This window comes from Candidatus Nitrososphaera gargensis Ga9.2 (assembly GCF_000303155.1).
Taxonomy (GTDB): domain Archaea; phylum Thermoproteota; class Nitrososphaeria; order Nitrososphaerales; family Nitrososphaeraceae; genus Nitrososphaera; species Nitrososphaera gargensis.
Map to the genome: position 1 here is coordinate 400,761 of NC_018719.1, position 24,218 is coordinate 424,978.

The window sequence follows — 24,218 nt, forward strand, 5'->3', positions numbered from 1 at the left end:
CTTTGCCAGCTCTCTCGAGCAAATCTGCTGATCAGATGATTACGACTTTGAATTGATGCAATGACCTGATCAGATTTGGCTGTTCATTATCCCATTCAGCAATCACACTTAAAATATACTCGCCTGATTCTAAAGACCCGGCGAAATAGTTACCATTTCTCATAGGCAGAGAGAAAGTACCGCTGCCGCTACTAGAGCCATTTTCAGGACTTTGAACAATGAACATGACCGCGATAGGCTGTTCTGGTGTGTTAGTAGTTTTCAACCCAAAATCCGAATCTTTATCGATATGAATTGTTGGTGTGTTTCTTGGCGCGACCCTGGCGTAAGCGAGAAAATCGCATGCCTCACCACAATACACATTATTGTACGCTCTATGACCATTTCCATCAGCGGTTATTAGGTACATTATTGGTTCTTTTGGCGTACCTGCTAAACTGAGCGAAAATAGAATGAAAAAGCCTACACCAACAGCTAGACCAGCAATGACGGGTACTGTTATGCTATTGCTCACGATTGTAAGACATGATAGCTGCTATTTTTGAGCCTTTGGCTCCTCATGCCTTAATGAGTCAGCGTTTTAAGTGACCTGAAGAGAAGAATACCTACCACTGCGTTTGGTATCGCAAGCCACCATACAATAGCATACGGAGCTTGGTTTACTTGGTTTGGAGCAGGAGCAAGCATAGAGATTGCAAGAGCAGCAAAAGCAAGGTACGCACCGTCCCGCTTTCTTCTTACAAGTCGTGCTAAACCTGCAAGTGAAATAGCTACCAAAACCACATAGAATGTGACGACTGTATAATATCTCTCAGGCTGTACGGCCAAATCACCTGCGAATTCAACTCTGGCAGCTGCAACATAGAACCCCAAACCCAGAACAGCTAGACCTGCCATGATACCAAGATAAGCAATAGCCAGCTTGACAAATGAGTGAAGCTCTGCACTATCAGAAACACTAGTATGATAGCCCATTACTAATTAAGTTGAAAACAGAAGTTGCTTTTGAGGTTTTGCTTACTTTTTTAGGTCTGGATAAATGTCTTCTCCAATATATGACCAAACAACTTCCCCATTCATAGCATCAATAAAGTAGTAAGCAGGAGCACTTTTTCCTTCTCCAGAATAGCTTCCATCAAGAAAATACACTAATCTTCCTGCAACTGATTTAGCTATGTCCATATTCTGAATATTAAAGCAAGCCAGAGAGGGAGTACAAGAACTAGATATTGTATACGAAGTTCCATTGATAAAGTACAGCAAATTCTTCTCTTGGTCATAGTAAATCAGTGGAAGAGGTCTATTGACATTAGCTGGGTCATGAGAATCTCTGAGATAGAGGTATACTGTCACATTATCGCCAACTCTATTTTTGATGTCTGCTTTCATCATGTCTATAACTTGAACTTCCATCAATGCCGGCACTGTCGGTATGGAAGACGATGTTTTTCCAAATACCAAAATCAGTAACAACACAAATCCAATTCCAATTGCAAGACCAGCAGCTACAGACACTGCTAAACTATCTGACATCATTTTGATTGTTTTGATTCATGCTTTTGAGTCTTTTCTGACTTTTGAGGAATGTAAGTAGTTCTTTTTGTTTTAATTAGAAAAGTAGCAATTCGACTCTTTGTCATTAAACCAAGGATGTCTAGCCGAGATCAGCTTTCAAGATTACAGTCTCAGTGCTTTATGGGACGCTCGCGATGGCGATATCATTCTCAAGAACTCCCAAAGGCGCTCGTATGCTGAATCATTCGACCAAAAGCTACTGCGTGTCTATAATGACCAAACTGTCGACTTCAAAGAGGAGCTAAAGGCCGAGCCTTTAGAAGTCGTCTACAAGGAAGACCTAGTTGTCAATCCTGGTCTTCAAAGGATAGCACAGCTCATTGTTGGCGAATCCACAACTTCTTTTACCCATATGGCGAGCGGCACTGGCACAACAGGGGAAACAACTGATGATTCAGTTTTAGCTGCTGAAAATGCCCGCGTTTCACTGTCAACTTCCGGCTACAGAGTGAGCCAAGGCATTTATGTCAAAATGGGCGGCTTCTTTCCCAAGTCGATAGCGACAGCCAATGTCTGAGAGTCTGGGGCCTTTGACGGGCCTAGTGGCGGCGTCATGCTTTATCATACGCTCTACGATGACGTTATCGGTCACACGCAGAACGTGACAGTGTATACAATCACACAGGTTATTGCAGCGACCTCGCTATGAGCTCCCACTTCCGCAACCTCAGAAGATATGCCGACACGCGGCCATAGTCAAGAACCTGGCTGAAAAGCTGGCTGAATTCCAAGCGTCTGAAATTATCGATGCCGATATGATCCTTGGCAGGATCGGCCGGATTGACACTGCCAAGCTGATCTGGGAAAACCACGAAGAGCATTTTCTGAACAATTCCGGCCAATTCCAAGTCACCGAGCCGGACGGAACCAACCTGTATCTCTGGTACACGATGGACGAAGCAAGCGATACTCCAAACGTCATGACGGATCACTCCGGCGGCGGGCGTCACGGCACAGTCCAGCTTGGCTCTGGTGTCAAACTCGAAAATAAAATCGTGGCCAACTACACTGCCGGCAAGCGCCTGTCCAAGTCGTTTTACTGCACCGGCAACGGCACCGAAGTCATTAGGCGGGCGCATGACTCTGACCTTGTCGTAAACCAGAACCAGTCGTTCTCGCTCTGGCTTTACCCAACGGATCTCAGCCTAGACGGCGGCACGTCCCGGCGCTGCGTCCACAAATTTGAGGATGCCAACAACGGTTTTCAGGTTACATACGATGACATGGCCCGCATCCAGTATGTTGTGGAGAAGGCAGGGGTCGGCTACTCGGCAAGATGCGCGACTGGCGCACTGCTCTTGAACGCCTGGAACCTTATCGTGTGCTTGTGGCAGAACTCCACTAACACTCCAACGATTGTTGTCAACAATGTCGCTTATTCAAACGTCGGCGGCGTGCCGGGCTTCAATTCAGGGACCACAGACCTTGTAATAGGCCGCCAAGGAAACAACACTACTTCGGGCCGGACAAAGGGATACATCGACGACTTTAGGTACTGGCAGAGCAAGGTTTTGTCGACCACAGAATATGGCAACCTTTGGGCCAACAAGCTGTCAATAGTTGCTTTACCCGGGCGAGTTGGACTGTGTGACGTTGCAGCATGACACCTGAGCCAAAGTTTGAGAACATTGACAGGAGCGCAAATGTCCAGTCTCAAGGGGAAGGCACCGTCTCTGTCGTCACGCCAAGAGAGCGGCCAATTATCATTGGCGATAGGAAAAACTATAGGTATATTCGAAAAAAGCGCGCTAGAATTCTAAAGGAAATTGCAGACATCAAGGCTGACTACGCAGGCAGGCCGCCAGACGCGCCTGTAATGCTGACCATAGGCCAAGTTCCTCTCAAGCTTGCTCTGAAGATAAAGGAATACCAGCTCAAGGTCTTGGGAATGTGTACCGGCCACGGTCCAGGCACATTGAAGCGACTGCTTGACATCCAGCAGAGCCTGCTTTGTGACAACTGCCGCAAAAGTTCTCTATACGGCGGCGACTTGCAATGCACGGCTGACTTGTGGCCGTTTCTGGCTGTCAACATCCTGATGGGGGCGCTGGCTAAAGACTAATGGGTACAGCCGGCCTTGCTTGGGATGTCGGTGACTATATCAGCGCCGCTCGGATGAACCAAAAGGACGAATTGGTAGGGACAGGCGCAGAGATAGCTGGCATTTCTCCGACTTATCCGGGACAACAAGCATTTTGCACTGCAACAGGTTCAGGATTCACAGTAGATACGCTTTACCAGCGAAATGCAGCCAACACTGCTTGGAACGCTGTCGGCGCTCTGTCAGGCGCTGTAAACGCCAATTTAGTAAAATTTTCAACGCCAACATCAGCTGACTTTACCATACCGGGTGCCGGGACGATAGCCGTTTCTTCTGGTGCGTCGCCGGACAATATGCGCGACAACAACACCGGTACGTCTTGGCTCTCAAACAACGAGGCAAACCCATGGGCCAGAATCGACACAGGGGCGACTCGCCTGCTCGGTGCCGTCCGGATCTATTGGGGCGGCACATCAGCCGAGACGCCGAACTCCTTCAAGATCCAAGTGTCGGACGATGCTGTCACCTGGGCTGATGTACTGAGCAGGACTGCCGAGCCAGCTTTGGGTGCCTATACAACCTACGAGTTCAACGTTGTCTACAAACGGTATGTCAGAGTGATAGCTCAGGAAACGCTGGCAATGAGGATAAACGAGTTCCATTACTATACACGAGTCACCGAGGACGCAATAGCAAATCATGGGCATGGGTTGTTGTCGTAATGGGCCAATCAGGTTTGCAGTGGGACCCGGCTGACTATGTAAGCGTTGACAGGCTCAACCAAAAAGACATCTTTACCGGGACTGCAACACAGATCGACGCAATCAAAACCACGTACGCCGGCATGCGCGTCTACTGCACTCAGGCTGGCGGCATCAACAACTTGGAGGCTGATGTCCTCTATATCCGCAATTCGCAGAACACAGCATGGATAAAAATCGCAAGAATGAACCAAGAAGCCAACCCAAAGCAGGTGACCTTTTCTTCCCCTGATTCTTTGGACTGGACTGATCCAGTCTCTGTGACGGTTTCTTCAGGGGGCTCGGAAACTGTCGTTTGCAACCCAAACGCGCCTGACAACTATTATTCGATGTCGGCCAACTACAACCAGCGCGAGGCAGAGCGGATAACCGATACGTCGCTTCGGAACAAGGCGCTGGTTTCGGTCAAATGGTATCTGGCAAAAGGCGGCAGCCCGACTGGAAATGTCGAATGCAGGATTAGAAAAGTCTCTGACGATTCAATAGTTGCGACGGCCACAAACCCTATAGCTGCATCTTCTCTTTCTGAATCATCCTACACGCGTCACACTTTCAATTTCCCAGCAAACACGCTGACTCCAAATGAAGATTGCCGTATAGCAGTCGAATATCCATCTGGCGACGCTTCCAATTACATCAAAGTTGGAGTCCACACAGGGTCTGGTAATACCTATGCCGGCGGCCACCGTGAAGGCTACTCTGGCGCTTGGAACATAACAGACACCTCGCATGACTTTAACATCGAAATAATCTTTGGCTCAGGCGCTAATATCAAGGATAATAACACATCGACAAAGTGGACATCATTGAATGAGGCTAATCCATGGGCTTATGTCGAGGTTGCCTCTACAAGCAAGCCAACAGGTGCGATCAGGGTTTTCTGGGGCAATTCTAACGAAACCCCGACCAACTACAAGGTCCAGCACTCCAATAACGCAAGCTCTTGGACTGACCTGCTGACAAGGAACGTCAAGCCGCCATCAAACCAATGGACGACGTACGAGTTCAACATCGTCGACTGCCGCTATGTCAGGGTCCTGGCCCAAGAAACCTTGGCAATGTCAATCTATGAAGTCGATATTTACAAACAGGAAGCTGCCCAAGCTTTGGCAGACCATAGCCATGCCCTGCTAACCTAATCAGAGAAGACGGTCAAAAGCTAATGCCATTTTTATTGTACCTTTTCGTGACATCCGGCTAGTTGCCTAAAAAAGAGTTCTTTGTCGAAGGCTCGAAGGACTTTATGAAAGTGTACGAGTCGTTGCCCCGCACAAGTCAGCTGAAGAAGGATATCGACAACGCCATTTCAGAGCTAAAGAAGGATCCTCTGAAAGGCGAAAGAATACAACAGCAACTATGGCCAAAAGAATATGTCAAAAAGTATGGCATTAACAACCTGTTTAGATATCGCCTCGGTGGAGGCTACAGGCTCACGTACACTATTGTTGGCAGGCCAAACGGAACAACCTCGGTATTACTTGACGCTCTAACTCACAAAGAGTATGACAAATTATTTGGTTATAGTACCAGTTAGCTAGAGAAGCCTGGTTGACTCTTCAAGCAGCTTTTCCAGTTTCGGGTTGTCTGCAAATACCCAGATAATCGCACCATCTTTGTTGTCTATCATTATCTTGTTGCTTGCTTCTAGATAATTCAGCACCTTCTCTAGAGTCTGGTATTGCATGCTCTTTGGCAGGCTTCTCCAGAGTTTGTACTTGGATGGATACTCTTTTGCTTCCTTTATGGCCGCCTCAACCATCTGGATGGTAGGCAATGTCGGTTCATGATAGCCAGCGCTCCTTCCTCCTCTCTTCGTTGTCCTACCGGTCCCCAAGCCCCTTCTTCTTCCAGAAAAGGGACCGCTACCACTCCTTGATACAGCTGGCGTCGTCATGTCCAACATCTTCATTGTTGTTATTGTCATACTTCTTTAGCAGTAAAACTATTTAAACTTATACATTGTTGTGTAATATACACTTGTATAATATCACAACCTTGACAAATAGGTTATGCTAGCCTTTTAAGAAGTCGTTTTGGTTCAAGGGAACAGAAACCTTAAGTCTAGGCAATTTTCTCCGAAGCTGATATTGAGCGAGAACAGGATATCTCGTAGAGTCGTCGAGTCCTATGGAAGAAACAAGGAGCAGAAGTTGGCTTTTCTTGAAGATTCTGACATCCAGCTACTTGGTTTAAACCAGCAACAGCAGGACTGCCTCGTGATAACCGGCAAGCGCAAGGCCTCTGCTTGGGCGTACTCGATGCGCTACAGTAACAACTCAAGCCAAAATGGAATTGGACTGGATGCTGCAATGCGAAATATTGCCGATGTTTCAATTGGAGATACGGTAGTCATTGAAAAAGTTACGCCGCTTGCCGGAGAGCGAGTAATTCTAAAGCCAGTAGAGGAGATAATACCAGGGATTTCGGCCAGAGTCATGGAGTATGTACCGTTTGCCATCAAAGATAATCCGCTGGCAGTTGGAGAGCGAATCTGGTATTCCTTTGATGGAACTACGTTTGTGTTTGATGTCGCAGACGTTCAGCCGAAAAATGCCAGTGCCATAGTCGTTTCAAAGAATACTAAATTTGCAGTAGGGTAGTCGCAGCAGAGCCTTCCAAATCTTGAAAGATTATTGCGCTGCGGGAAGAAGACGGTTATTAACGACTGCAAAAAGCAACTGCTTTAGCTTTGTGTTCAGATGGACCTCCTTTTTGGCTAAAAGCGCGTCTAAATCCTTGAGTCTTAGAGTTGGCCTTCCAATCTCTCCTGCATACTTTACCCCCTCGCTGATGAGGCTCTCAAATAGCTCTAGTTTGTGAACGAACGCCACTTTGGTCAACTCTTTACTTGCAAGGGCTTCTGCAGAATCTATCCTCGAGCGTATTTCATCTGGATATCTGTGAAAGTCACCGCGATCTAATCCCTTTCTGCTCCAAAATCCTCTGATCATCGAAGGAAAGTCGTAATTCCCTGCGAACGCAAGTTTCTCCTTTGGGTATTCGTTTTTGACAAAGCTTACTATTTCATCCGCTATGCCGGCATCGCTATTTTGATTCAGATAATCAAGGACCTTTTGCGGCACAAGGCTAGAGTTGTCTCTTGTCCAGGACGTTATGCTCTTCAGCTCGCTCTGAAAATGGACAACATCGTTCATGTTTTGAAATGGCAATAGGGCCGATACCGAGTCCAGCTCGACATTAAGAAGGTAGCCCTCTCTGTCCTTTTCAAGCTTTATTTTGATCTTCTTTGGGTGCAACTCCTGCTTTGGACCGACTATCTCCTGTTCTATCTCGTCAATCATTGCAAATACCTGATCCTTGCTAAACTTTAGAGCATACACAATCTGCATGTCTTTTGACTCTATGTCTATACTATAGTTCCATGAAGAATGCCTTCTGAGCGCAAAGTAGCCATAATTTTCTAGCCGCAGTCTCTTGATAGCTTCGGATGACTCGTAGGTGGTCACTTCGTCCTTTTCTTCTCCCCAGCTTTCTGATTCTTCCCTTGCAGCATTGCGGTTGTGAATAGCAGCCCATCTTTCGCCGTCAGACAAGCTTCCCCAGTCCCCTACGAATTGAGGCCTACCGCCCCTTGTTATCCACGGCATTGAAAAGCCTAGCTTGAACTTGCTTTAATCCATTTCTGGATACATAATTTGTTCATCCATTCATTTTGTTCTTGTTCGCGAAGGGCGTGCTAGACACGACTTCACCAGTAATTTCTGACAGAATTTTTAAATACAAAAGTGATGATTAAGTTGTAAACGAAAGAGCCGGACGGGCTGAAAAAACATGGAAACGGTTATGGCAATTTGCTTGCCTGACTAGGCGACGGGCCCTGAATACCTCGTTGAATTTGCTCATATATGAAAGATTGCGTTCGGATAAAAGGCTAGAAACAGGAAGAATAGTTTTCAAATTGCAATTCTTGAAGTGTACGCATAATATATATTGCAAAACCAAAATCAGATTCTTGTCTCTTCTATAGTCCGATTGCTACTCAATCCATAACTAGCATAATTTCGGTTCCCTCTCTTGGCTTATGAGAGGGAAACAAAACAACCTCAACCATATCCTCAACATCTGCCAAGATGGTAGCAGTACGAACATTCTCCAGCAATTGCAAAGCGTGACAGAACAAAAAGTGGACAAGGTGGACTACCAGCAACAAATAGAGCGGTGGAACAAGTACCAAGAGCTTTTAGATGAAATAGGCAAGAAATGTGGCCGGGACGTTGGCGTCAGGCTTGCAAGAAACGTCAAGCATAATTTCAACGTGTTTACTGACACATCCTCGGCTGGGCTTGCTGTAGTCGGCGCGGCTGCGTTGCTGACATTATGGGGCGCATTTTCGATCTATAGCATCTATTACCTGGTTGGCAGTATTGCTGCTCTGAGTTTTGTAGGCTGGCAGGCATTTATCAGGTTACACCATCCATCGGTAATACACTTCAAATGCAGCCCTGCCTTGCATATCGACGAATTTGCGTACATGCGCCAGACGATAAGAGGGATACCGCCAGCAGAGCATGATCCGATAGTCAGGCTGCCTGTGCTAGAAATGTCCATATCGCGAGCATGGCTGGCGCAGCAGGGCATGCTAAAGTTCATGGAAAGTCTGCGCGATATAAAATGGGAGAGAGCAGAGGAAAGGAGCCAGCAGGAACATCTACGGGAGGAATAAAAAGAATGGCAATAGAAAGATGCGACAAATGCGGCAAGTCATTCATGAGCAAGTCAGAGGTTGAGCGCCACAAGATGTGGGAGCATCCAGTGCCAGTATCGCCTTTTGAAGAGCGGCCTGCTGCAGCCGTCAATAATAACAATGGCATTAATCCTGACGAAGTGCACAAGCTGACAAGCGACGTGATGGCTGGTACAAGAAGTAAAGGTTCCTCAGCAATTGGCAGCGGGCAAAGAAGAAGAGTCCCATTCAGAACCTAAAAGCAGAGAAGCATTAAAGACCCGGTATATGATATAGTCTATGAGACATATATCTGTCGCCCATAGACGATCAGTACAACAAACTCCGAAAGAATATTGGAAATGACTTTAGTAGCAGCCAGAAAGAGGAGAGGATAGCCGAGCTTTATTCATTCCATTGCGACAACTGTGGCTATCGAAATATCCATAATATCAGGGAGCTTGTTTGCGGGTGCGGCAAAGAGCTGGCAGGGACACTGGTGTACCGAAAAGTTGGAGATACAGTAATTTATGACGCTAGAGAAAAGAGAAAGGGCAGAAGAAGATGATGATAGCATGATCTATAGGTGCCCGGACGGCCACATCAGTTTTGCAAAACAACTACAATATTGCGGGATGAAAGGATGCGGCAAGCCCATTGAAATTATTAGCGAGCAAGATATCGAGTGGCTATATAAAATCAATCCAAGCGGGCTGGCAATGAATGAGAAAGACCTGAACAAGATACTGGAGGACAAGAACATGCCCAACGAGGTAAAGGAAGCGGTGAAACAAGTATTTCCAGAGCTGAAGGAAAAGAAGAAGAGGAGATTTTGGTTTGCATAATTAATCAAGAACGAAACCATATTGGAAATGGTGAACAAGCGAATATCTAGATGAATGCTTCGTCCACGATGGATAATGCTACTTATGAAGCTAGCAACGTAGCCAAAGGCTCAAAAGCATTATGGCATTTAGGTAAAAATACAAAAGAAGGATGTGGAACTATCAGAAGCCTGTCCATAACATGGAAAGAGGAAGAAGCTCGCTTCTGATAAAGAGGCAGTTAGCGATTATAGGCAGCATTGCCGCAGTGGCAGCTGTTGCGCTTTTCATGACCATCTTCTCATTCGGTGCCGATGATTCTTTCTCAATAACAGAGATTCCATTCTTTTTCATGAACGGGCAAGAAATTACGGTAAGGGGAACGTTTGAAGAGTGTGCACCAACCAAGATGCTGCTGATATGCTATCCGGGATTCCGGTCAGACGATGGCAATTATTTTGTACTCACAGACCACGATACTAAGGATTTAAGGAGCCTGATCAAACAGGGGCATTTTCAAGTTACTGGAAAATTTTCTCCAGAGATACCTGAGGAATTTGCGGCAGCAGATGTGGCAGGAGTCATCTCAGTTAGCTCTATCACTCCAATTGATTCTGTTTAAGACATAATACTGGACACAATCTTGGACGCATGATCGTTCAGTATCGACATTCTTTGTGGTGCTCGCTTTTTTCGTAGTCAGAATTTTAGATATATAGAAGACGCAGCTTGGGACATCAAGACAAAGAAGCTACAGGATATGATAGAATAAAGAAACATGCCGCGCAAAGAGTAGTGCATGGGCGAGCAGAAAGACAAGACGCTGGAGCAGGTATCCGACGAAGACTATAAAGTGGCACCAACCAGTGCGGATGAAAGGCACCTGAACAAAAGGGATATGAAAAAACGGGTCACAGGCGAAAGCTACCCACTGCTCGAGGAAAAGGTGCAGCAAGAGCTAAGAGGGGGAGTAGAATAGCAAAGGCTCCAAGCATTGCTCATTGGCCATGCACAGAAATTACACTAAATTATATAATACGCTAAATTATTCACATTTGCTCAAGAATAAACCAAGCTTCTTTCAAGCTACTGCATATATTTCCAAAAGTTATTTATTCTAGAAGCGCCTTTAACTAAATGTGTACGCAAAACTATGCAACATTGAAATTTTATCAAGCTACATCAAGGACGTTTCAGTTGGCGACATGCTGACGGTGCAGGCGCTCATCACAAACCCACTTGACTGGCAGCACTTTTACGAAAAGATACTGACAATAAAACGGGGCGACAAGACGGACTTTACGGTCGTCACGGGCGAAGGCGACAGACTGGTTGGCACCGGCGACATTGTCGAAGTGGACAAGTGGAGCAACAGCGGCCACTATGGGTTCAAGATCAAGATAGATGTCAAGCGCCAAAAGTCGCTTACCGATAGGAGGATAAGGGGGCCAGGCAGGACGGCAAAGCCGGCGGCTGAAAAGCCGCCGGCCGAGCCGGCGGAGGCGGAAGCGCCGCAATTCGCTCCGCTGGCAGCAGCCGCCACCACCTTGGTAACGCCGCAGGATATTGCATCGTTTCGCGAAATGCTGAAAGGCTCGATCACGATGGACATGGCCTAAGTGCCTAGTTGATCGGTGCTGTAACCTGTACACTGACACCTCATTTCCTTGTCTTTGGCGTCAGTGGCGAGGCATCTTTTGCCTGTAAACGAATGCTGCCAGTCACTGTGCCCGCAGATGCATACTGTCATGCCTGTCGTCATCGCCTCAAGTTAATTACCATACTCTGTTGCTGCCGCCAAGGCATCATCTTCCTCCTCTGCTTTTTGCCTGCTTTCTGCTGTACACCGAAGCAACCGGCGTTGTCCAAAAGATAGGAGCATGTAGGACATTTATTGGTTCACGAACTTGGACAATCTAACAAAAGGCAGGAGCAATTTCTAAAGCTATTTTGCCAAACGAATGTAAGTCCGATTCCAATTTACGATTTGCAATTACTTCAAACACTTATAATGTTCATAGGCCGCTTTATTCCCGCGCTTGGCAGCAATCAAGGTCTTCGCGGTGGACATTGACGGCACCCTTACTGAAAACGGGGGAGGTGCGATACACCTGGCGGCTCTAGCAAAGCTCCGCTACCTTGAGAGGCTGGGCTATAACGTTGTATATGTCACCGGCAGGTCTTCGATCGAAGCGTATGTCCTTGCAGTATTTGGCGGCACCACCAGAATTGCGGTTGGAGAAAACGGTGGCGCAATAACAATCGCGCCACAGGAGCACAAGTTGCTGGCAAGCAGGGAAAAGTGCATGGAGGGGTATGAAGTGCTGAAAAAGAGCATTGACGGCGTGCAGATAAAGCCGGTGTTTCCGAGGATGACCGAAGTGGTTCTGCTGCGCACGTTTGACCTGAAAGAGGGCCAGAAAATCTTGGAAGAGCATAACCTGCCGCTGTATCTGTCAGACAGCAAGTACGCTTTTCACATCAACGAAAAAGGGGTCGACAAGGGATACGGGCTTGCAGAGGCTTTGAAGATGCTCAAGGCAGACCCGGAAGAGACGGTCGCGATAGGCGACAGCGAAACCGACGTGCCGATGTACGGTATTTGCGGCTGCAGCATTGCGCTTGGGCACGCCGAGGAAAGCGTCAAGAAAAAGGCTGATCACGTGGTCGCCGGCAGTGAAGGAGCCGGCCTTGCCGAAGCCATAGATTACGTTGCGTTCAACTACCTTGGGGTGAAGAAGGCGCAATGACGTTCCGGCTGTTCAGGAACGATGTGCGCAGACTGGTCAAGCAGGCTCTAGATAATGCAGGGTATCCTGCCGTCGAATTTGACGTGTCCGAACCACCGCAAAAAGAATTTGGCGACCTGTCATGCAACGTCGCGTTCCTTCTGGCTAGGCACGCCAAAAAGCCACCGCAAAAGATAGCGGCTGAACTGGTCGAAGCGATCAGGCTGAACATCAAGGATACATGCGTCCTGTCGGCAGAGACTGCCGGCGGCCACATCAACTTCAAGGCCGACTATTCGCGCCTGTCGCCAGCGACTCTTGGACAGGTGCTCAAGAGCCCAGAAAATTATGGCTACCCAGACTCGGGGCAGGGCCGGCACATCGTCATAGAGCATACAAGCGTCAACCCGAACAAGGCGCTCCATGTGGGCCATATGCGCAACGTGATAATCGGCGATACGCTCTACCGCATAATGAAGGCCACGAACCACCGGACGACGGTGCTCAACTACGTTGACGACTCCGGCCTGCAGGTCGCCGACATTGTAGTGGGCTTCAAGTTCTCCGGCTTTAATGTCGAACCGCCCAAGGGCAAAAAGTTTGACCACTATTGCGGCGACGAGGTGTACGTCAAGATAAACGAGATGTATGAGAAGGACCCTCTACTGGCAGAAAAGCGCAAGCTGGTGCTCAAGGAGATAGAGGAGGGCAAGTCAGAGATCGCACGCTTTGCCACGGATATTACGTTGCGCGTGCTGAACGAGCAGTTGAAGACGTGCTGGCGCATGAAGGCGCGGTACGACCTATTGAATTTCGAGTCGCACATCGTCGTATCGAAACTGTGGAGCAAGACGTTTGAGCTGCTAAAGAAAGAAAGGCTCACTCATTTTGAAGAGGAGGGCAAGAACAAGGGCTGCTGGGTCATAGAGGCCAAGGATGAGGAGGACAAGGTCCTTGTGAGGAGCGACGGCACGGCCACGTACATTGCAAAGGACATCCCCTATGCCGCGTGGAAGCTGGGGCTTATCGAAGACCCGTTCTCCTACCGGGAGTATCTCGGGCAGTGGGACGGCTCGATGCTTTATGCCACTACGCTTGGGGGTAGCGACAAGCCTACAGCAGCCAAGAAATTCAACGGGGGCGAGCGCGTCATTACGATAATTGACTCGCGGCAGGCCCGCCTGCAGAGGATAATATCACAGGTGCTCTCAAAGATCGGTGCCGGCACCCAAGAATACTTCCACTTGAGCTACGAGGCGGTGACCCTCAGTTCAGAAACCGCCAAGGCGTTTGGGATCGACATCGGCGACCGGCAGTTCATGCACATGTCTGGCAGAAAGGGCATCTATGTCAACGCCGACTATGTGCTTGACACACTGCACACCAAAGCGTACGAAGAGGTAAAGACGAGGAACCCTGGCTTTACAGAAGAGCAGCTGAACGCCATAGCAGAAGAGATCGCGATATCGGCGATACGTTACAACATGATAAAACAGGATCTTGATAAGATAATCACCTTTGACGTAAAAGAGTCGCTGAGCCTTGAAGGTGACACCGGACCATACCTGCAGTACGCCTATGCGCGCTCGCAGCGCATACTGGAAAAATCAGGTCAGGATATCGCAGGGAGCAACTTTGCCTTTGACCGGCTCGCTCACGAATCGGAGATAGCACTGATAAAAGAGATAGCCAAGCTCGACCTTGTTGTCGAGGACGCGGCAAAATCATTGTCGCCCAAGTCGCTTGCGCGCTATGCCTACAACCTTGCGACGACATTCAACCTGTTCTATGAGAAGGTGCCCGTGTTGAAAGAGCAGGACGCTGACATCAGGATGGCGCGCCTTGCCCTTGTCAAGGCTTTTGGAGTTGCGCTGAAAAACGCGCTTGACGTGCTGGGCATAACCGCGCTTGACCACATGTAGTAGTCAGTCAGTACCGGCGCAATGTCGATTCCCTTGCAGCCTTGCTGTTTTCGCCGTAGTACTGCGGCTTTGTGCGCAGGCTCTTGTTGCAGCAGGGGCAGTGGTAGTCCTTGAGGCCCATAAATATCGCCCTGTCGCAGGTGATGCAGACCTTCATCCCCTTCGAGTAGTCGATCTTTTTCACCGGCACATAGTTTGGGTGGGTTTTACAAAAGCTCCTACAGGACATCTCTGCAACAAACCCCTGCAGGCATTAGTTATTTGTTATGTGAATAGAAACTATAGCGCATCTACGCTTTTTAGATTGATTTTTATTCTCTCTCTGCTTGCTATCCGAATGAATATCTTGGCAAAGATCGAGGAAGGCTCATACGTGCTGCTGTTTCACACGCCGCGCAAAAAGTGGCTCACCAAGGTGACGCAGGACAAAAAGCTCCACACCCATCTTGGCATCATCGACATTTCTGCCACAATTGGCATGGAGTACGGGTCGGCCATCCGGACCACTGAGGGCAAGCTGGTCTTTCTCATAGAGCCCACGATCCATGACTTTATCATGAAGTCAGAGCGTCGGACCCAAATAGTCTACCCAAAAGATCTGGGATACATCGCCGCTCGCACCGGCCTCAAGAACGGCTCCAAGGTGCTCGAAGTCGGCACCGGCAGCGGCGCACTTGCGACATTCATGGCAAGCATCGTCAAGCCAGACGGCCACATTTACAGTTTTGACGTCAACCCGGAATTCATGGATATAGCAAGGCGCAACTTGGAGAAGGCCGGCATGTCGCAATACGTGACCCTGCACCAGCACGACCCGCACCAAGGAGTCGATGTCCGGGACGCCGACATTGCAATAGTCGACCTTGGAGACCCGTGGACCGTGCTTGATCAAGTGCACGATGCGCTGAAAGGCAGCGGCGCGTTTGTAGCCATTTGCCCGACCATGAACCAGATTGAAAAAACGGCGACAGAGCTGAAAAAGAGCGGCTATGCCGACATTGACTGCGTAGAGCTGATGATCCGCAACATAGAAGCAAGAGAGGGCATGACCCGGCCGTCGATGAGGATGATCGGGCATACGACGTACCTCGTATTTGCGCGCAAGGTGCAGAAGCTTCAGGAAAGGGTCGAAGCAGAAGCTATTGCTGAGGAAGAAGGCGCTGAAGAAAACGACGAAGAAAACAGAGACGAATGATTAATAGCAGTAGATTCCTTCAGAAATTCGCCAATGACCAAGGCCGCCGGCTTTATTCGCAAGTACATGGATTCCATACTCTTTAACAGGAACCTGATAATTGCCGGTGCCGGCTCTTTTTTCGCAAGCGCCTATGTGTCAGAGCTGTATGCGCAGTATGACAGCAACGACCTAGCAAACTCTGCACTTGCGCTTGTAGTAGAGTACGGGATCTACATCCCGGTTTTTGCAATGTTGTTCTACATCAACAACCGGAGCAAGTACGTCGACCCTGCTACCGGTAGGCGCGACTCGCGCCAGATAATGCAGGACATAAAAAAGCTCTTTGCCGCCTTTTCCGTCTCCGAGGTGATATACTCGGTGACCAAGGTGGCGATGCAGTACTGGCTGCTTCAAGCTGGGAATCAGCCCTACGAAGCATCAATGGCAAGCTCCCTTATCGCCTGGGGGGTGTTCTTTGTTGCTATAAACTCGATGGCGAAGCTGGTAAAATTGTTCAAGCATCATCAAACTTGACTTGCGTGCCCTCAATGACGTTGTATTTTCGAGCAAAGCCGGCTACTGTCTCTAGCACATACTGCGCGTCCTCGTCAGGCACATAGTTGGGGCAGGAAATAGGCGGGTAGATCTCGCAGGGTTGCGCGCTCTCTTCGATGTAGACTACTGTCTTGTTGCTGTCAAGCCACATGATGTCGATTGGAAACTTCATTTCAGGCGGCATCCAGAATGGATACTTTTGTGATGTCTCAAACACAAAGAGCATGGATTCGTTTTCGCCAAGGGTGTCTTTGACAGTCAGTCCCTTTGACCTCTGCTCGTTGGTCTCAGCCACATCGGCCACCAGATTGACGCCGTTTACGGTGACATTGACCTGCCTGTAGCCATCATCGGTGCTGTTATCCGGAGTCTTCTCGCCGCCTATAATGATCTCTTGCGGACTGTCCGCCTGCTCAGCCGAGCGCGCAACTGGAGTGACGAGCAGGACCGCTCCGGCGATAATCCCGGCAGCTGCCGCAGCGACGATTACGACTATCGTGGTTGTGCGCACTACCGGTAAAGTACGTGCACTCGCTATTTATTACTTAGCGAGCAGGAAAACCTAAATGCTTAGCTCTCTGAAAGCGAGCCTATTTTAGGAACCATTGACAACAATTGCTAACTATAATTGCTCAACTTCAAGTTTCGCCTCTATCCTACAAGGGAGCAAGAAGCCAGGCTTGAAGCCGTCCTAGAAGTGAACTGCATTGTGTACAACTATTTTATTCTTAACCACTTTCGTAGCAGAAATGATATGAGCCATGCCTGACAGAGCTAAAAGAGCAGCAGCCAATACTTGAAACTATCATAGCAAGATGCTTCAAATGATATCTACAAAGGTGGCAGGAGCGTGATGCTCTGGAAGAACTGAAGAAAAGAGGACATGCCGCTGGCATTGGTAGGTTGCAATTGTTAAAGGGCGGTGAATGCCACTCGTTTACGTACAACCAGTCTGGTTTTAACATTTATCAGAACTTTGCAAGTGTTTGCTCTGGCTTGCAAAGATAGGTCATATTGAGATACGGATTCATAGGCGACCAATTAACATCAAAGGAGTAACTATTGTAAGGCAAAAGCTGATAGTAGGTGGTATGCTGTTGTAGCGTGCGAAATCCTGAGAGACATTCAACAATCAGATATGAAAAGCCAGTTGGCATTGACGTTGGAATAACTAACTATGCCTACGACTCTAATGGCAATCATATTGATAATCCATTATTCATGAGCAAGGAGTTGAAGCCATTAAGAAGAGCGCAAAGGAAAGTACCGCGGAGGCAGAAAGGTTCAAAGAATTACAAAAAAGCTGTTTCTTGGCTGCAGCGCCTGCATATGAGAATAGCTAACAAGCGCAAGAATTTCTTGCATAACCTATCAACATGGTATTGCAGAAACTACGACTTGATATTTATTTATAGAAAAATTAAGGCTGCAGAATATGAACAAGAACCACTATCTGGCAAGACACATTATGGATTCAAGCTGGGGCACTTTCAAGCAAATGCTAGAGTACAAAGCTAACAGACTTGTTGAGATTGAGCCTTATAATACATCTGTTGAATGCTCAAGATGCGGCAGCCTTGTTCCAAAAACGCTTGCCATGCGTATCCATGAATGCAACAGGTGCGGCGCAGTCCTTGACCGCGACCATAACTCTGGCATCAATATCGAGCAGAGAGGGATGAAACTGCTCGGTCTTCCATTGAGAAAGCTACCCATTCAACATGGGAAAGTCACGTCTGTGGAGACTCTGTGTAGAGTCGCCTAAGCAGGAACAAGCCCACATGCTATAGCGATGGGTAGTTGACGTCAAACCGGCCTCGATAATCGGAGGTGCACAAGCTGCGCGCTCTTGCCCTGTTGCATGATGCGGGGCTCGTTGCCGGCGCGCCTAAAGTACGAGCCGAGCACAAGCGCCCACGGAAGTACGTGCTTGCTGTCCACCTTTGACTGGAGGCTCACGATGTTGTTGCTCCTGTCATGCTTTAACCCTCCAAGGCAGCTTATCTTTAGCGCCGAGTCCACAAGGTCCATCACCTCTGCAGCGCTCATGTCCGATATCTTCAAGCCGTACCTTTCCTCAATGTCTTGCACAAGCTCGGCTGGCATCATATCCGCACCGCCCACAGCATATTCAAGCATCCTGAGCGATAGGCCGTTTTCCACAATCCTTGCAAGCTCGACTGCCTTTGCGGCGACTGCCGGCTCTGTATCAAGCAGGTACTTTACCTCGCCAGCTCTGCTCCACGCCTCCTCAAAGTTCTTTGACTGGAGCGCCCCAAACGAGTCGGTCGAGGAAAAGAGTGCCGCCTTGCCGTTGCTGCTGTCGACTGACACCATGTGCGTCGAGTCGATTATTATTACGTTTATCGCCGCGTCGCCTGTCCGCAGCTCGATCCCTTCGGGCAGCTGGAAAATGCTTTCGCTGCCTATGCACTGTTGCCCGAGTATAAAGCGGGCTCGCACTCCTGCTGTCACCGCCCTGACAAGGGACGGCCTGCACTGCGAGATCAACCTTAGGCCCCACTGGTCAAGCGTTGCAGTTATTGACGAGCGCGACCCAGCTATCAGGCTACCTAACTTTTCCAGAGCAGAGTTTGCATCTAAGATAAAGTACCGCCGCTCCTCGGAGCCCTTGGGGCGCTGGCCCTCGTCATTTATCTTTTGCAGCCGGTCGACTATTTTTTTCATGTTCTTTACCCTGCGCTCATGCAGGTTGACTATCTCGGCAAACGCCTCCTCTGGCGGGATGGCGCTGCAGATAAGCGGCTTTTGCTTCGAGACCACTGCCAGCCGCTTTTTTTCCAGTTTTTTTACCGTCTGGTAGATCTTTGTACGCGGCAGGTTGGCATAGTACGCTATCTCGCTTGCCGCAAGGGAGCCTTTGCCTATCATTGTAAGATACGCCCTTGCTTCGTATTTTGAAAGCCCAAATTCTTCAAGGCTGTCTGGAAGATCGCTACTATTATTATTACTGTCAGTAGTGGTAAGCACGTCCATACTATCAGAAAGGAAAATGAAGGTAAAACGATTGGTCAAATAGATTGCGCCCAAGTTCGAAAAAATGTCAAGCTGTTACCGCCCGACCCTGTTACCGCGGTTACAAAACTTTCCGGCACATGACAAGTATTATTTCAACTGCCATATGCAACCAGCAGTATGATGAATTCAAGGTGGGTAAAATCCGAGTCAATACTCAGCAGTAATGACGATCAAACCATTTCACCGCCAAAGCCGGGCGGTCCGCTAAAGCCGAGGCTCGACGCGGTGCAGAAAAAGATACAGGTGCAGATCTCAAGGCTTGAGGAGCTGCACGGGGTGCTCAAGTCAAAGGACGAGGAGGCATTCCGCAAGCTGGTGACTTCGATAAAGGAGAACAACGCCCAGTACTCGACGGTGCTGTCGTCAGAGCTTGCAAGGGCAAGGCAAGTGTCAAGGGTGGTCTTTCTTTCAAAGGTGGCGCTTGAGAAGCTGGTAGCTAGGCTGTCCTCTGCTTCAGACTTTGGCGATCTGGTGATCGTGCTGAGCCCGGCGATGGCGGTGGTAAAGAACTTGAGGTCGTCCCTTACGCCGCACGTGCCAGAGATGGAGGGCGAGCTTGGCGTCATCTCTGAGCTCTTGAGCGGGATACTGGTCGATGCCGGCCAAGTGGGCGGTTACACTATCAACTTCGAGACTGCGAACGAGGAGGCTGTGCGCCTCATAGAAGAGGCATCTGCGGTAGTGGAGCAAAAGATGAAGGACGAGTTCCCCGGCATCCCCGATCTGCCGGTGATACCCCAGAAACTTGCCTAGGCCGGCTTCATGGCTGGGCCGGCTAGGCAAGCTATAAAGCTAAACTGCCAACATCTTTTGACTTTGCTCTTTTTCCTCATTTTTTCATAGTTGCGCCGCAGTAGCATATCATTTGCTGTTCAAGAAGAGCAACAACGCTTCGATAAAGGAGAGAGCGAACGCTGCGCTTGCCAGCCTCCAGCGAAACGCCTACGCCATGGGGATGCTGCGCTCAAGGCTCGAGTCGCGGATCAACTTTACCCTCAACGAAAAAGGCAGCACAGAGAGCTGTCAAGAGCTGACCAGGGTGCTTGAGCTGGTCAAGAACGGCGAGATGATCCTGCACGAAATGTCTGAAAAGATCGAGTCTGCCCGTTTCTTGGAGGAGTTTGTCATGATAATGGACAGCGCTGCGTCATCAGTCAGCGAGATAAAGGATGACATCGAGCAGATGATGCCGGCGGCCGAAGCAGCGCTGGAAGAGATGCACGACGCGATCTCCAAAGTGTCGTCGGGGCTCCCGGCTGACCTGAGGCAGGAGATAGAGCCAGCGATCCTTGCCGAAGCGGTCGCAGCGATCGCGGCAGGCAACGCCAGCGCGGCAGTAATTGAGGCAAAGGAAGAAAAAGAAGAAAAAACGGCGGCCGTGCCGGAACAGGAAGAAGAAGAGCCGGAAAGCGTTCCGGCATAGGTGCAAATAATTTTGTTAGCTAGGCAAGATAGATTTACACCCAAGTAATTCAAAGCCACAAGTCAATTCTGCCTTGAACTGTAATTATGAGTCTCGCACCACAGGAACTGGAAAATAGCGCTAGCAAGTATGCAGCCGAGGCAATCCGGCTGGATTCTCAGGGGTCACGGGGGATGGCGATTCAATCGTATCAGCGCGCAATAGAGGCGCTGGTCAAGCTGGTCCAGATCTACCCAGATTACAAGCTAAACAAGGTCTACATGGAGAGAGCAAACGCCTACCAGAACAGGATCAAAGCCCTCCAGATGTCGCACGGCCTTGAAGAGGAAGAAAGGCCGCCGACCCATATAGACAACAGCAGCGGCAAGCAAGAGCCTTCAAACGGGCACGGGACAAAGCCGGCGGCATCATCGTCCGGCAGCAGCAAGTCGGCCAACGTGGAGACGCTCAAGGCGGACTTTGACGATCTGGTCATGAAGGAAAAGCCTAAGGTGAGCTGGAACGAGGTGATCGGCCTTGAAGACGCCAAGCGGGCGATCCGAGAATCGATCGTCTACCCAATGAAGAGGGCAGACCTGTTCCCGCTTGGGTGGCCACGTGGGATACTGCTCTATGGGCCACCGGGATGCGGCAAGACCCTGCTTGCAGCTGCGGCAGCCGCAGAGATCGACGGCTACTTCATCAATGTTGATGCGGCTTCGATGATGAGCAAGTGGCTAGGCGAGGCTGAAAAGAACATTTCAAAACTGTTCAAGATGGCGCGCAACCTGAACGAGAGCGAGGGCGTGCCAGTCCTTCTGTTCATAGACGAGATCGATTCGCTTCTGGGCACACGCAACAGCGAAGTCGGGGGCGAAGTCCGCGTCAAGAACCAGTTCCTGACCGAAATGGACGGCATCAACGGTAAGAGCAAAGAGTCGCAGCTGTACGTCATTGGCGCGACCAACAAGCCTTGGAGCCTTGAAGCGGGATTCCTGCGCAGGTTCCAAAAGCGCATCTATGTCACGCTGCCGGACACCGCGTCGAGGACCAACCTCTTTGCACAGTACACGGGACCGCTGAACGTGGAAGGCACTTTGCGCGTCGAGGAGCTTGCCAAGGTGAGCGAAGGCTACAGTGCAAGCGACATCAAGGATATCTGCCAGTCGGTGCAGCTCAGAGTCGTCAACGAGCTGTTTGAAAGCGGCAAGGCTATGGAGGCCGGCGCCAACCCAAGGCCGATCAACATGCTCGACTTTAAGGAGATCCTAAAGATCAGGAAGCCCTCCGTCAGCATCGACATGATAAGGGCCTACATGCGGTGGAGCGACCAGTTCAAGGCGCTTTAACTACTTTTTCTTCTTGCGCCCTGAACCTTTCAATGGCCTCTGATATCTTTGTTTTGGCCACCTGCTGGGGCTTCCAGCCCTTTACCTTGACGTACTTGCCATCTTCAAGCTCCTTGTAGTGCTCAAAAAAGTGCTCGATCTGGTTCAAGATGTAGCGCGGGACGTCGCCGATGTCTTTGACACCTGCAAAACTTGGATCTATCTTTGCAATCGGCGCCGCTATCACCTTTGCGTCAGGGCCCTCTTCGTCCTCTGTCAAGAGCACGCCTACCGGAGTCGCCCTGATAACTGACATCGGGACTACCTGGTAGTCGCCCAGCACAAGGACATCGACGGGATCGCCATCGCCTTCTAGAGTGCGCGGAATGAACCCATAGTTGCAGGGGTAGACCATAGTCGTGAACAGGCGCCTGTCTACAAATACTGCGCCGGTTTCAGCGTCCAGCTCGTACTTTATGCTGCTGCCCTTTGGGACCTCGATCACTACGTTGATCTCGTCAGGGGTGCCACTGGGCAGATTTTTTGTATGAACAAAATGCGGAATATGCAAAGTAGTTTAGGCATACCTGTATCCCTCTTATAATTTATGAGAAAACCTCGACTTTCGCCGTAGGATAAAAACAATAAAGTCAGTACCGGATATTTTAGATACCTCCCACGATGAATTACATAATCATCAGAGCAAGGCATAATATGATCAGAACATACTGGTTTCGTCTATATCCAAAAAGGCAGCAAGTAAAAATGATGACTGATACTATTGAAACTTGCAGACATCTATACAATGATTCACTTTATGAAAGAAGCTGCGATTGGAGTTTGCGGGTATTGGGATCAGATGTATCTTCTACCTTTGAGAAAGCAGGATAACAAGCAGGTGCACAGCCAAGTGCTGCAAGATGTATTACTCAGGCTAGACAAAGCGTATCAGGCATTCTTCAAAAAGCTAGCCAAATATCCAAGATTCAAACGGAAAGAGAAGTGTGAACTACCCACGTCTTAAGACGTGGGCTTCTTCTTCCTGCTTCCTCGACTGCATTGCAATCTCTACAGGCGTAACTTCCCGGCGTTCCACCGGTAGCAACAACATCGTCATCATCAGTGATTCTAACCCTCGCTTGAGGATGTTAAGAGAAGCGTTGTAGTCCCTGTCAAGCACAGCACCACACTCTGTACAAACATGTGTACGTACAGCCAGTGACTTTGGTACTGGGTGTCCACACCTCGAGCAGTCAACCGATGTGTATGCTGGCTCTACCTCTACAACGCGGTTGGCCTTGTACTGCAGCATATTTTTGAAGGTAGACCAGCTTGCGTCCAGGATTCTGCGCGCAAGACGGTGGTTCCTTGTGAGGTTTGCTACTTTCAGCCGTTCTAAAAATATCAGGTCGTAGCGGCTGCTGTAGTACGTTGACAGCTTGTGCAGAAAGTCCTTTCTCTTGTTATGGATGCGTTCATACAGTCTGACTAGCATGCGCTTTGCTTTCTCCCGGTTGCTGCTGCCTATCTGCCTTCTTGATAGCCTTCTATGGGCTCTTTTCAATGGCTTTAGCATCTTTGTCAGGAACTGCGGATTTTCCACTGCATGGTTGTCAGAGTCATGGCAGAACTTTGTTATACCTACATCAATGCCTACTGCTGGTTTTGTGTATTTGATTATCGTTGAAAATGGCCTGCGCAGTACATCGCAGGCTACAACTGCGTACCACTTCTTTCCCGTCTTACTGCGACATACAGTGACCTGCTTGACATTGACAGGTTGACGATGTAGTACAATCTTTATACTACCTATCTTCGAAAGCACGAGCTTGTCTTTCTCAATCCGAAAGCCAGACTGGTTGTATGTAAAAGCGTTGAAATCTTCATCCTTTCTGTAAGAAAGCCTGCCAACAGCGACCTTTCTAGCTGCTGCAACCTGCTTTGCTACCATCTGCAACATTTTAGAGTGGTAGTATTTGTGAAGCCAAGGGTGCTGCTCTTTTAATTCAGTCAGAATATAGTTCATGTCATATTCTGACATTGGCGATGGTAGTGAGAGAAAGTAGTTGTACACCCACCTGCAGCAATCAAGTGTCTGCTCTAACAGAAGCTCCTGCTCTTTCGTTGGATAGAGACGGAACTTGTAGTTAAGCGTCATTTTATTTTTTTACATAGCACTAT

The 24,218-nt window shown here is 49.0% G+C and carries 34 protein-coding genes; 24 read left to right on the top strand and 10 right to left on the bottom strand.

All coding sequences use genetic code 11. The annotated features are described in order from the left end of the window. Window positions 1-31: 31 nt before the first annotated feature. The 3 genes from NGAR_RS02470 to NGAR_RS02480 all read right to left on the bottom strand — a co-directional run bounded on the left by NGAR_RS02470 (window position 32) and on the right by NGAR_RS02480 (window position 1,536). Window positions 32-514, bottom strand: a complete 483-nt coding sequence (locus NGAR_RS02470) for a hypothetical protein (RefSeq protein WP_015018026.1) — start codon at window positions 512-514, stop codon at window positions 32-34. Between the two features lie 50 nt (window positions 515-564). Further along, a complete protein-coding gene (locus NGAR_RS02475) occupies window positions 565-897 on the bottom strand; it encodes a hypothetical protein (RefSeq protein WP_148680854.1) in 333 nt (110 codons plus the stop codon). Window positions 898-1,017: 120 nt separating this feature from the next. Further along, window positions 1,018-1,536 (bottom strand): hypothetical protein, encoded by a 519-nt coding sequence (locus NGAR_RS02480; protein WP_015018028.1) that lies wholly within the window; start codon window positions 1,534-1,536, stop codon window positions 1,018-1,020. 97 nt (window positions 1,537-1,633) lie between these two features. Here NGAR_RS02480 and NGAR_RS02485 point away from each other — a divergent pair, with 97 nt between their 5' ends. The 6 genes from NGAR_RS02485 (at window position 1,634) to NGAR_RS02510 (ending at window position 5,911) form a co-directional block, all read left to right on the top strand. Further along, window positions 1,634-2,092 carry a hypothetical protein gene (locus tag NGAR_RS02485; protein ID WP_015018029.1) on the top strand — a complete coding sequence of 153 codons (459 nt, stop codon included), beginning with the start codon at window positions 1,634-1,636 and terminating at the stop codon, window positions 2,090-2,092. Between the two features lie 112 nt (window positions 2,093-2,204). Next, complete coding sequence (locus NGAR_RS02490) at window positions 2,205-3,179, top strand: LamG-like jellyroll fold domain-containing protein (protein ID WP_015018030.1); 975 nt, start codon at window positions 2,205-2,207, stop codon at window positions 3,177-3,179. Further along, entirely contained in the window at window positions 3,176-3,637 is a 462-nt protein-coding gene (locus NGAR_RS02495; protein WP_015018031.1) for a hypothetical protein, read from the top strand. Before NGAR_RS02490 ends, NGAR_RS02495 begins: the two co-directional genes overlap by 4 nt. Next, the gene (locus tag NGAR_RS02500) at window positions 3,637-4,338 is read left to right on the top strand and encodes a discoidin domain-containing protein (protein ID WP_015018032.1); all 702 of its coding nucleotides are present in this window, start codon (window positions 3,637-3,639) and stop codon (window positions 4,336-4,338) included. The genes NGAR_RS02495 and NGAR_RS02500 overlap by 1 nt, the downstream gene beginning before the upstream one ends. Next, complete coding sequence (locus NGAR_RS02505; RefSeq protein WP_015018033.1) at window positions 4,338-5,516, top strand: discoidin domain-containing protein; 1,179 nt, start codon at window positions 4,338-4,340, stop codon at window positions 5,514-5,516. Before NGAR_RS02500 ends, NGAR_RS02505 begins: the two co-directional genes overlap by 1 nt. A 62-nt stretch (window positions 5,517-5,578) precedes the next feature. Beyond that, window positions 5,579-5,911, top strand: a complete 333-nt coding sequence (locus NGAR_RS02510; RefSeq protein WP_015018034.1) for a type II toxin-antitoxin system RelE/ParE family toxin — start codon at window positions 5,579-5,581, stop codon at window positions 5,909-5,911. Here the strand turns inward: NGAR_RS02510 and NGAR_RS18225 are convergent, their stop codons facing one another. Then, the gene (locus tag NGAR_RS18225) at window positions 5,912-6,301 is read right to left on the bottom strand and encodes a hypothetical protein (RefSeq protein ID WP_015018035.1); all 390 of its coding nucleotides are present in this window, start codon (window positions 6,299-6,301) and stop codon (window positions 5,912-5,914) included. It abuts the gene before it with no gap. Window positions 6,302-6,464: 163 nt separating this feature from the next. On the opposite strand from NGAR_RS18225, the gene NGAR_RS02520 reads away from it, so the two are divergent. Further along, window positions 6,465-6,977, top strand: a complete 513-nt coding sequence (locus tag NGAR_RS02520) for an ATPase AAA (RefSeq protein WP_015018036.1) — start codon at window positions 6,465-6,467, stop codon at window positions 6,975-6,977. 30 nt (window positions 6,978-7,007) lie between these two features. Here NGAR_RS02520 and NGAR_RS02525 read toward each other — a convergent pair whose 3' ends face one another. Next, the gene (locus tag NGAR_RS02525) at window positions 7,008-7,985 is read right to left on the bottom strand and encodes a hypothetical protein (protein WP_015018037.1); all 978 of its coding nucleotides are present in this window, start codon (window positions 7,983-7,985) and stop codon (window positions 7,008-7,010) included. A 434-nt stretch (window positions 7,986-8,419) separates the two neighbouring features. On the opposite strand from NGAR_RS02525, the gene NGAR_RS02530 reads away from it, so the two are divergent. The 8 genes from NGAR_RS02530 (at window position 8,420) to NGAR_RS02565 (ending at window position 14,536) form a co-directional block, all read left to right on the top strand. Further along, window positions 8,420-9,061, top strand: a complete 642-nt coding sequence (locus tag NGAR_RS02530) for a hypothetical protein (RefSeq protein ID WP_015018038.1) — start codon at window positions 8,420-8,422, stop codon at window positions 9,059-9,061. 5 nt (window positions 9,062-9,066) lie between these two features. Continuing rightward, window positions 9,067-9,321: a zinc finger C2H2 domain-containing protein gene (locus NGAR_RS02535; RefSeq protein ID WP_015018039.1), complete on the top strand. Its 255-nt coding sequence runs from the start codon at window positions 9,067-9,069 to the stop codon at window positions 9,319-9,321. 270 nt (window positions 9,322-9,591) lie between these two features. Further along, a complete protein-coding gene (locus tag NGAR_RS02540) occupies window positions 9,592-9,906 on the top strand; it encodes a hypothetical protein (RefSeq protein WP_015018040.1) in 315 nt (104 codons plus the stop codon). A 181-nt stretch (window positions 9,907-10,087) separates the two neighbouring features. Further along, window positions 10,088-10,507 (top strand): hypothetical protein, encoded by a 420-nt coding sequence (locus NGAR_RS02545; RefSeq protein ID WP_148680856.1) that lies wholly within the window; start codon window positions 10,088-10,090, stop codon window positions 10,505-10,507. A gap of 177 nt (window positions 10,508-10,684) precedes the next feature. After that, a complete protein-coding gene (locus NGAR_RS02550; protein ID WP_015018042.1) occupies window positions 10,685-10,864 on the top strand; it encodes a hypothetical protein in 180 nt (59 codons plus the stop codon). Window positions 10,865-11,024: 160 nt separating this feature from the next. After that, window positions 11,025-11,504: a hypothetical protein gene (locus tag NGAR_RS17090; RefSeq protein ID WP_015018043.1), complete on the top strand. Its 480-nt coding sequence runs from the start codon at window positions 11,025-11,027 to the stop codon at window positions 11,502-11,504. A gap of 420 nt (window positions 11,505-11,924) precedes the next feature. Further along, entirely contained in the window at window positions 11,925-12,635 is a 711-nt protein-coding gene (locus tag NGAR_RS02560; protein ID WP_015018044.1) for a phosphoglycolate phosphatase, read from the top strand. Next, entirely contained in the window at window positions 12,632-14,536 is a 1,905-nt protein-coding gene (locus tag NGAR_RS02565; protein WP_015018045.1) for an arginine--tRNA ligase, read from the top strand. Before NGAR_RS02560 ends, NGAR_RS02565 begins: the two co-directional genes overlap by 4 nt. A gap of 7 nt (window positions 14,537-14,543) precedes the next feature. On the opposite strand, the gene NGAR_RS02570 is transcribed toward NGAR_RS02565, so the two are convergent. After that, complete coding sequence (locus NGAR_RS02570) at window positions 14,544-14,765, bottom strand: hypothetical protein (RefSeq protein ID WP_148680858.1); 222 nt, start codon at window positions 14,763-14,765, stop codon at window positions 14,544-14,546. Between the two features lie 108 nt (window positions 14,766-14,873). On the opposite strand from NGAR_RS02570, the gene NGAR_RS02575 reads away from it, so the two are divergent. After that, the gene (locus tag NGAR_RS02575) at window positions 14,874-15,731 is read left to right on the top strand and encodes a tRNA (adenine-N1)-methyltransferase (RefSeq protein ID WP_015018047.1); all 858 of its coding nucleotides are present in this window, start codon (window positions 14,874-14,876) and stop codon (window positions 15,729-15,731) included. A 33-nt stretch (window positions 15,732-15,764) separates the two neighbouring features. Beyond that, window positions 15,765-16,247 (top strand): hypothetical protein, encoded by a 483-nt coding sequence (locus NGAR_RS02580; protein ID WP_015018048.1) that lies wholly within the window; start codon window positions 15,765-15,767, stop codon window positions 16,245-16,247. On the opposite strand, the gene NGAR_RS02585 is transcribed toward NGAR_RS02580, so the two are convergent. Beyond that, window positions 16,228-16,779: a DUF192 domain-containing protein gene (locus NGAR_RS02585; RefSeq protein ID WP_015018049.1), complete on the bottom strand. Its 552-nt coding sequence runs from the start codon at window positions 16,777-16,779 to the stop codon at window positions 16,228-16,230. The two genes, NGAR_RS02580 and NGAR_RS02585, sit on opposite strands and share 20 nt — an antisense overlap. Window positions 16,780-16,896: 117 nt before the next feature. On the opposite strand from NGAR_RS02585, the gene NGAR_RS02590 reads away from it, so the two are divergent. The 3 genes from NGAR_RS02590 to NGAR_RS18235 all read left to right on the top strand — a co-directional run bounded on the left by NGAR_RS02590 (window position 16,897) and on the right by NGAR_RS18235 (window position 18,033). After that, the gene (locus NGAR_RS02590) at window positions 16,897-17,037 is read left to right on the top strand and encodes a helix-turn-helix domain-containing protein (RefSeq protein WP_015018050.1); all 141 of its coding nucleotides are present in this window, start codon (window positions 16,897-16,899) and stop codon (window positions 17,035-17,037) included. Window positions 17,038-17,372: 335 nt separating this feature from the next. Next, window positions 17,373-17,786, top strand: a complete 414-nt coding sequence (locus NGAR_RS18230; protein ID WP_015018051.1) for a transposase — start codon at window positions 17,373-17,375, stop codon at window positions 17,784-17,786. After that, window positions 17,704-18,033 carry a transposase gene (locus NGAR_RS18235; RefSeq protein ID WP_228369260.1) on the top strand — a complete coding sequence of 110 codons (330 nt, stop codon included), beginning with the start codon at window positions 17,704-17,706 and terminating at the stop codon, window positions 18,031-18,033. The genes NGAR_RS18230 and NGAR_RS18235 overlap by 83 nt, the downstream gene beginning before the upstream one ends. Before the next feature lie 41 nt (window positions 18,034-18,074). Here the strand turns inward: NGAR_RS18235 and NGAR_RS02600 are convergent, their stop codons facing one another. Further along, window positions 18,075-19,304 (bottom strand): TrmB family transcriptional regulator, encoded by a 1,230-nt coding sequence (locus tag NGAR_RS02600; protein ID WP_148680860.1) that lies wholly within the window; start codon window positions 19,302-19,304, stop codon window positions 18,075-18,077. A 120-nt stretch (window positions 19,305-19,424) separates the two neighbouring features. Here NGAR_RS02600 and NGAR_RS02605 point away from each other — a divergent pair, with 120 nt between their 5' ends. The 3 genes from NGAR_RS02605 to NGAR_RS02615 all read left to right on the top strand — a co-directional run bounded on the left by NGAR_RS02605 (window position 19,425) and on the right by NGAR_RS02615 (window position 22,058). After that, window positions 19,425-20,060, top strand: coding sequence for a Snf7 family protein (locus NGAR_RS02605; RefSeq protein WP_015018053.1), 636 nt, complete (start codon window positions 19,425-19,427; stop codon window positions 20,058-20,060). Window positions 20,061-20,172: 112 nt separating this feature from the next. Then, entirely contained in the window at window positions 20,173-20,730 is a 558-nt protein-coding gene (locus tag NGAR_RS02610) for a hypothetical protein (protein ID WP_015018054.1), read from the top strand. Between the two features lie 86 nt (window positions 20,731-20,816). After that, window positions 20,817-22,058, top strand: a complete 1,242-nt coding sequence (locus tag NGAR_RS02615) for an AAA family ATPase (RefSeq protein ID WP_015018055.1) — start codon at window positions 20,817-20,819, stop codon at window positions 22,056-22,058. On the opposite strand, the gene ppa is transcribed toward NGAR_RS02615, so the two are convergent. Next, window positions 22,045-22,608: an inorganic diphosphatase gene (ppa, locus tag NGAR_RS02620; RefSeq protein WP_015018056.1), complete on the bottom strand. Its 564-nt coding sequence runs from the start codon at window positions 22,606-22,608 to the stop codon at window positions 22,045-22,047. The genes NGAR_RS02615 and ppa overlap by 14 nt on opposite strands. A gap of 197 nt (window positions 22,609-22,805) precedes the next feature. On the opposite strand from ppa, the gene NGAR_RS18240 reads away from it, so the two are divergent. Then, complete coding sequence (locus tag NGAR_RS18240) at window positions 22,806-22,928, top strand: hypothetical protein (protein WP_266190405.1); 123 nt, start codon at window positions 22,806-22,808, stop codon at window positions 22,926-22,928. Window positions 22,929-23,046: 118 nt separating this feature from the next. Here the strand turns inward: NGAR_RS18240 and NGAR_RS02630 are convergent, their stop codons facing one another. Then, window positions 23,047-24,195 carry an RNA-guided endonuclease InsQ/TnpB family protein gene (locus NGAR_RS02630; RefSeq protein WP_148680861.1) on the bottom strand — a complete coding sequence of 383 codons (1,149 nt, stop codon included), beginning with the start codon at window positions 24,193-24,195 and terminating at the stop codon, window positions 23,047-23,049. Window positions 24,196-24,218: the final 23 nt, after the last annotated feature.

Coding starts and splice junctions, on each gene's coding strand:
- NGAR_RS02475 (WP_148680854.1), bottom strand. CDS start 897: ATGGCAGGTCTAGCTGTTCTGGGTTTGGGGTTCTATGTTGCAGCTGCC.
- NGAR_RS02480 (WP_015018028.1), bottom strand. CDS start 1,536: ATGATGTCAGATAGTTTAGCAGTGTCTGTAGCTGCTGGTCTTGCAATT.
- NGAR_RS02495 (WP_015018031.1), top strand. CDS start 3,176: ATGACACCTGAGCCAAAGTTTGAGAACATTGACAGGAGCGCAAATGTC.
- NGAR_RS02500 (WP_015018032.1), top strand. CDS start 3,637: ATGGGTACAGCCGGCCTTGCTTGGGATGTCGGTGACTATATCAGCGCC.
- NGAR_RS02505 (WP_015018033.1), top strand. CDS start 4,338: ATGGGCCAATCAGGTTTGCAGTGGGACCCGGCTGACTATGTAAGCGTT.
- NGAR_RS18225 (WP_015018035.1), bottom strand. CDS start 6,301: ATGACAATAACAACAATGAAGATGTTGGACATGACGACGCCAGCTGTA.
- NGAR_RS02525 (WP_015018037.1), bottom strand. CDS start 7,985: ATGCCGTGGATAACAAGGGGCGGTAGGCCTCAATTCGTAGGGGACTGG.
- NGAR_RS02530 (WP_015018038.1), top strand. CDS start 8,420: ATGAGAGGGAAACAAAACAACCTCAACCATATCCTCAACATCTGCCAA.
- NGAR_RS02535 (WP_015018039.1), top strand. CDS start 9,067: ATGGCAATAGAAAGATGCGACAAATGCGGCAAGTCATTCATGAGCAAG.
- NGAR_RS02540 (WP_015018040.1), top strand. CDS start 9,592: ATGACGCTAGAGAAAAGAGAAAGGGCAGAAGAAGATGATGATAGCATG.
- NGAR_RS02545 (WP_148680856.1), top strand. CDS start 10,088: ATGGAAAGAGGAAGAAGCTCGCTTCTGATAAAGAGGCAGTTAGCGATT.
- NGAR_RS02550 (WP_015018042.1), top strand. CDS start 10,685: ATGGGCGAGCAGAAAGACAAGACGCTGGAGCAGGTATCCGACGAAGAC.
- NGAR_RS02565 (WP_015018045.1), top strand. CDS start 12,632: ATGACGTTCCGGCTGTTCAGGAACGATGTGCGCAGACTGGTCAAGCAG.
- NGAR_RS02570 (WP_148680858.1), bottom strand. CDS start 14,765: ATGTCCTGTAGGAGCTTTTGTAAAACCCACCCAAACTATGTGCCGGTG.
- NGAR_RS02575 (WP_015018047.1), top strand. CDS start 14,874: ATGAATATCTTGGCAAAGATCGAGGAAGGCTCATACGTGCTGCTGTTT.
- NGAR_RS02580 (WP_015018048.1), top strand. CDS start 15,765: ATGACCAAGGCCGCCGGCTTTATTCGCAAGTACATGGATTCCATACTC.
- NGAR_RS18235 (WP_228369260.1), top strand. CDS start 17,704: ATGAACAAGAACCACTATCTGGCAAGACACATTATGGATTCAAGCTGG.
- NGAR_RS02605 (WP_015018053.1), top strand. CDS start 19,425: ATGATGAATTCAAGGTGGGTAAAATCCGAGTCAATACTCAGCAGTAAT.
- NGAR_RS02615 (WP_015018055.1), top strand. CDS start 20,817: ATGAGTCTCGCACCACAGGAACTGGAAAATAGCGCTAGCAAGTATGCA.
- NGAR_RS18240 (WP_266190405.1), top strand. CDS start 22,806: ATGACTGATACTATTGAAACTTGCAGACATCTATACAATGATTCACTT.
- NGAR_RS02630 (WP_148680861.1), bottom strand. CDS start 24,195: ATGACGCTTAACTACAAGTTCCGTCTCTATCCAACGAAAGAGCAGGAG.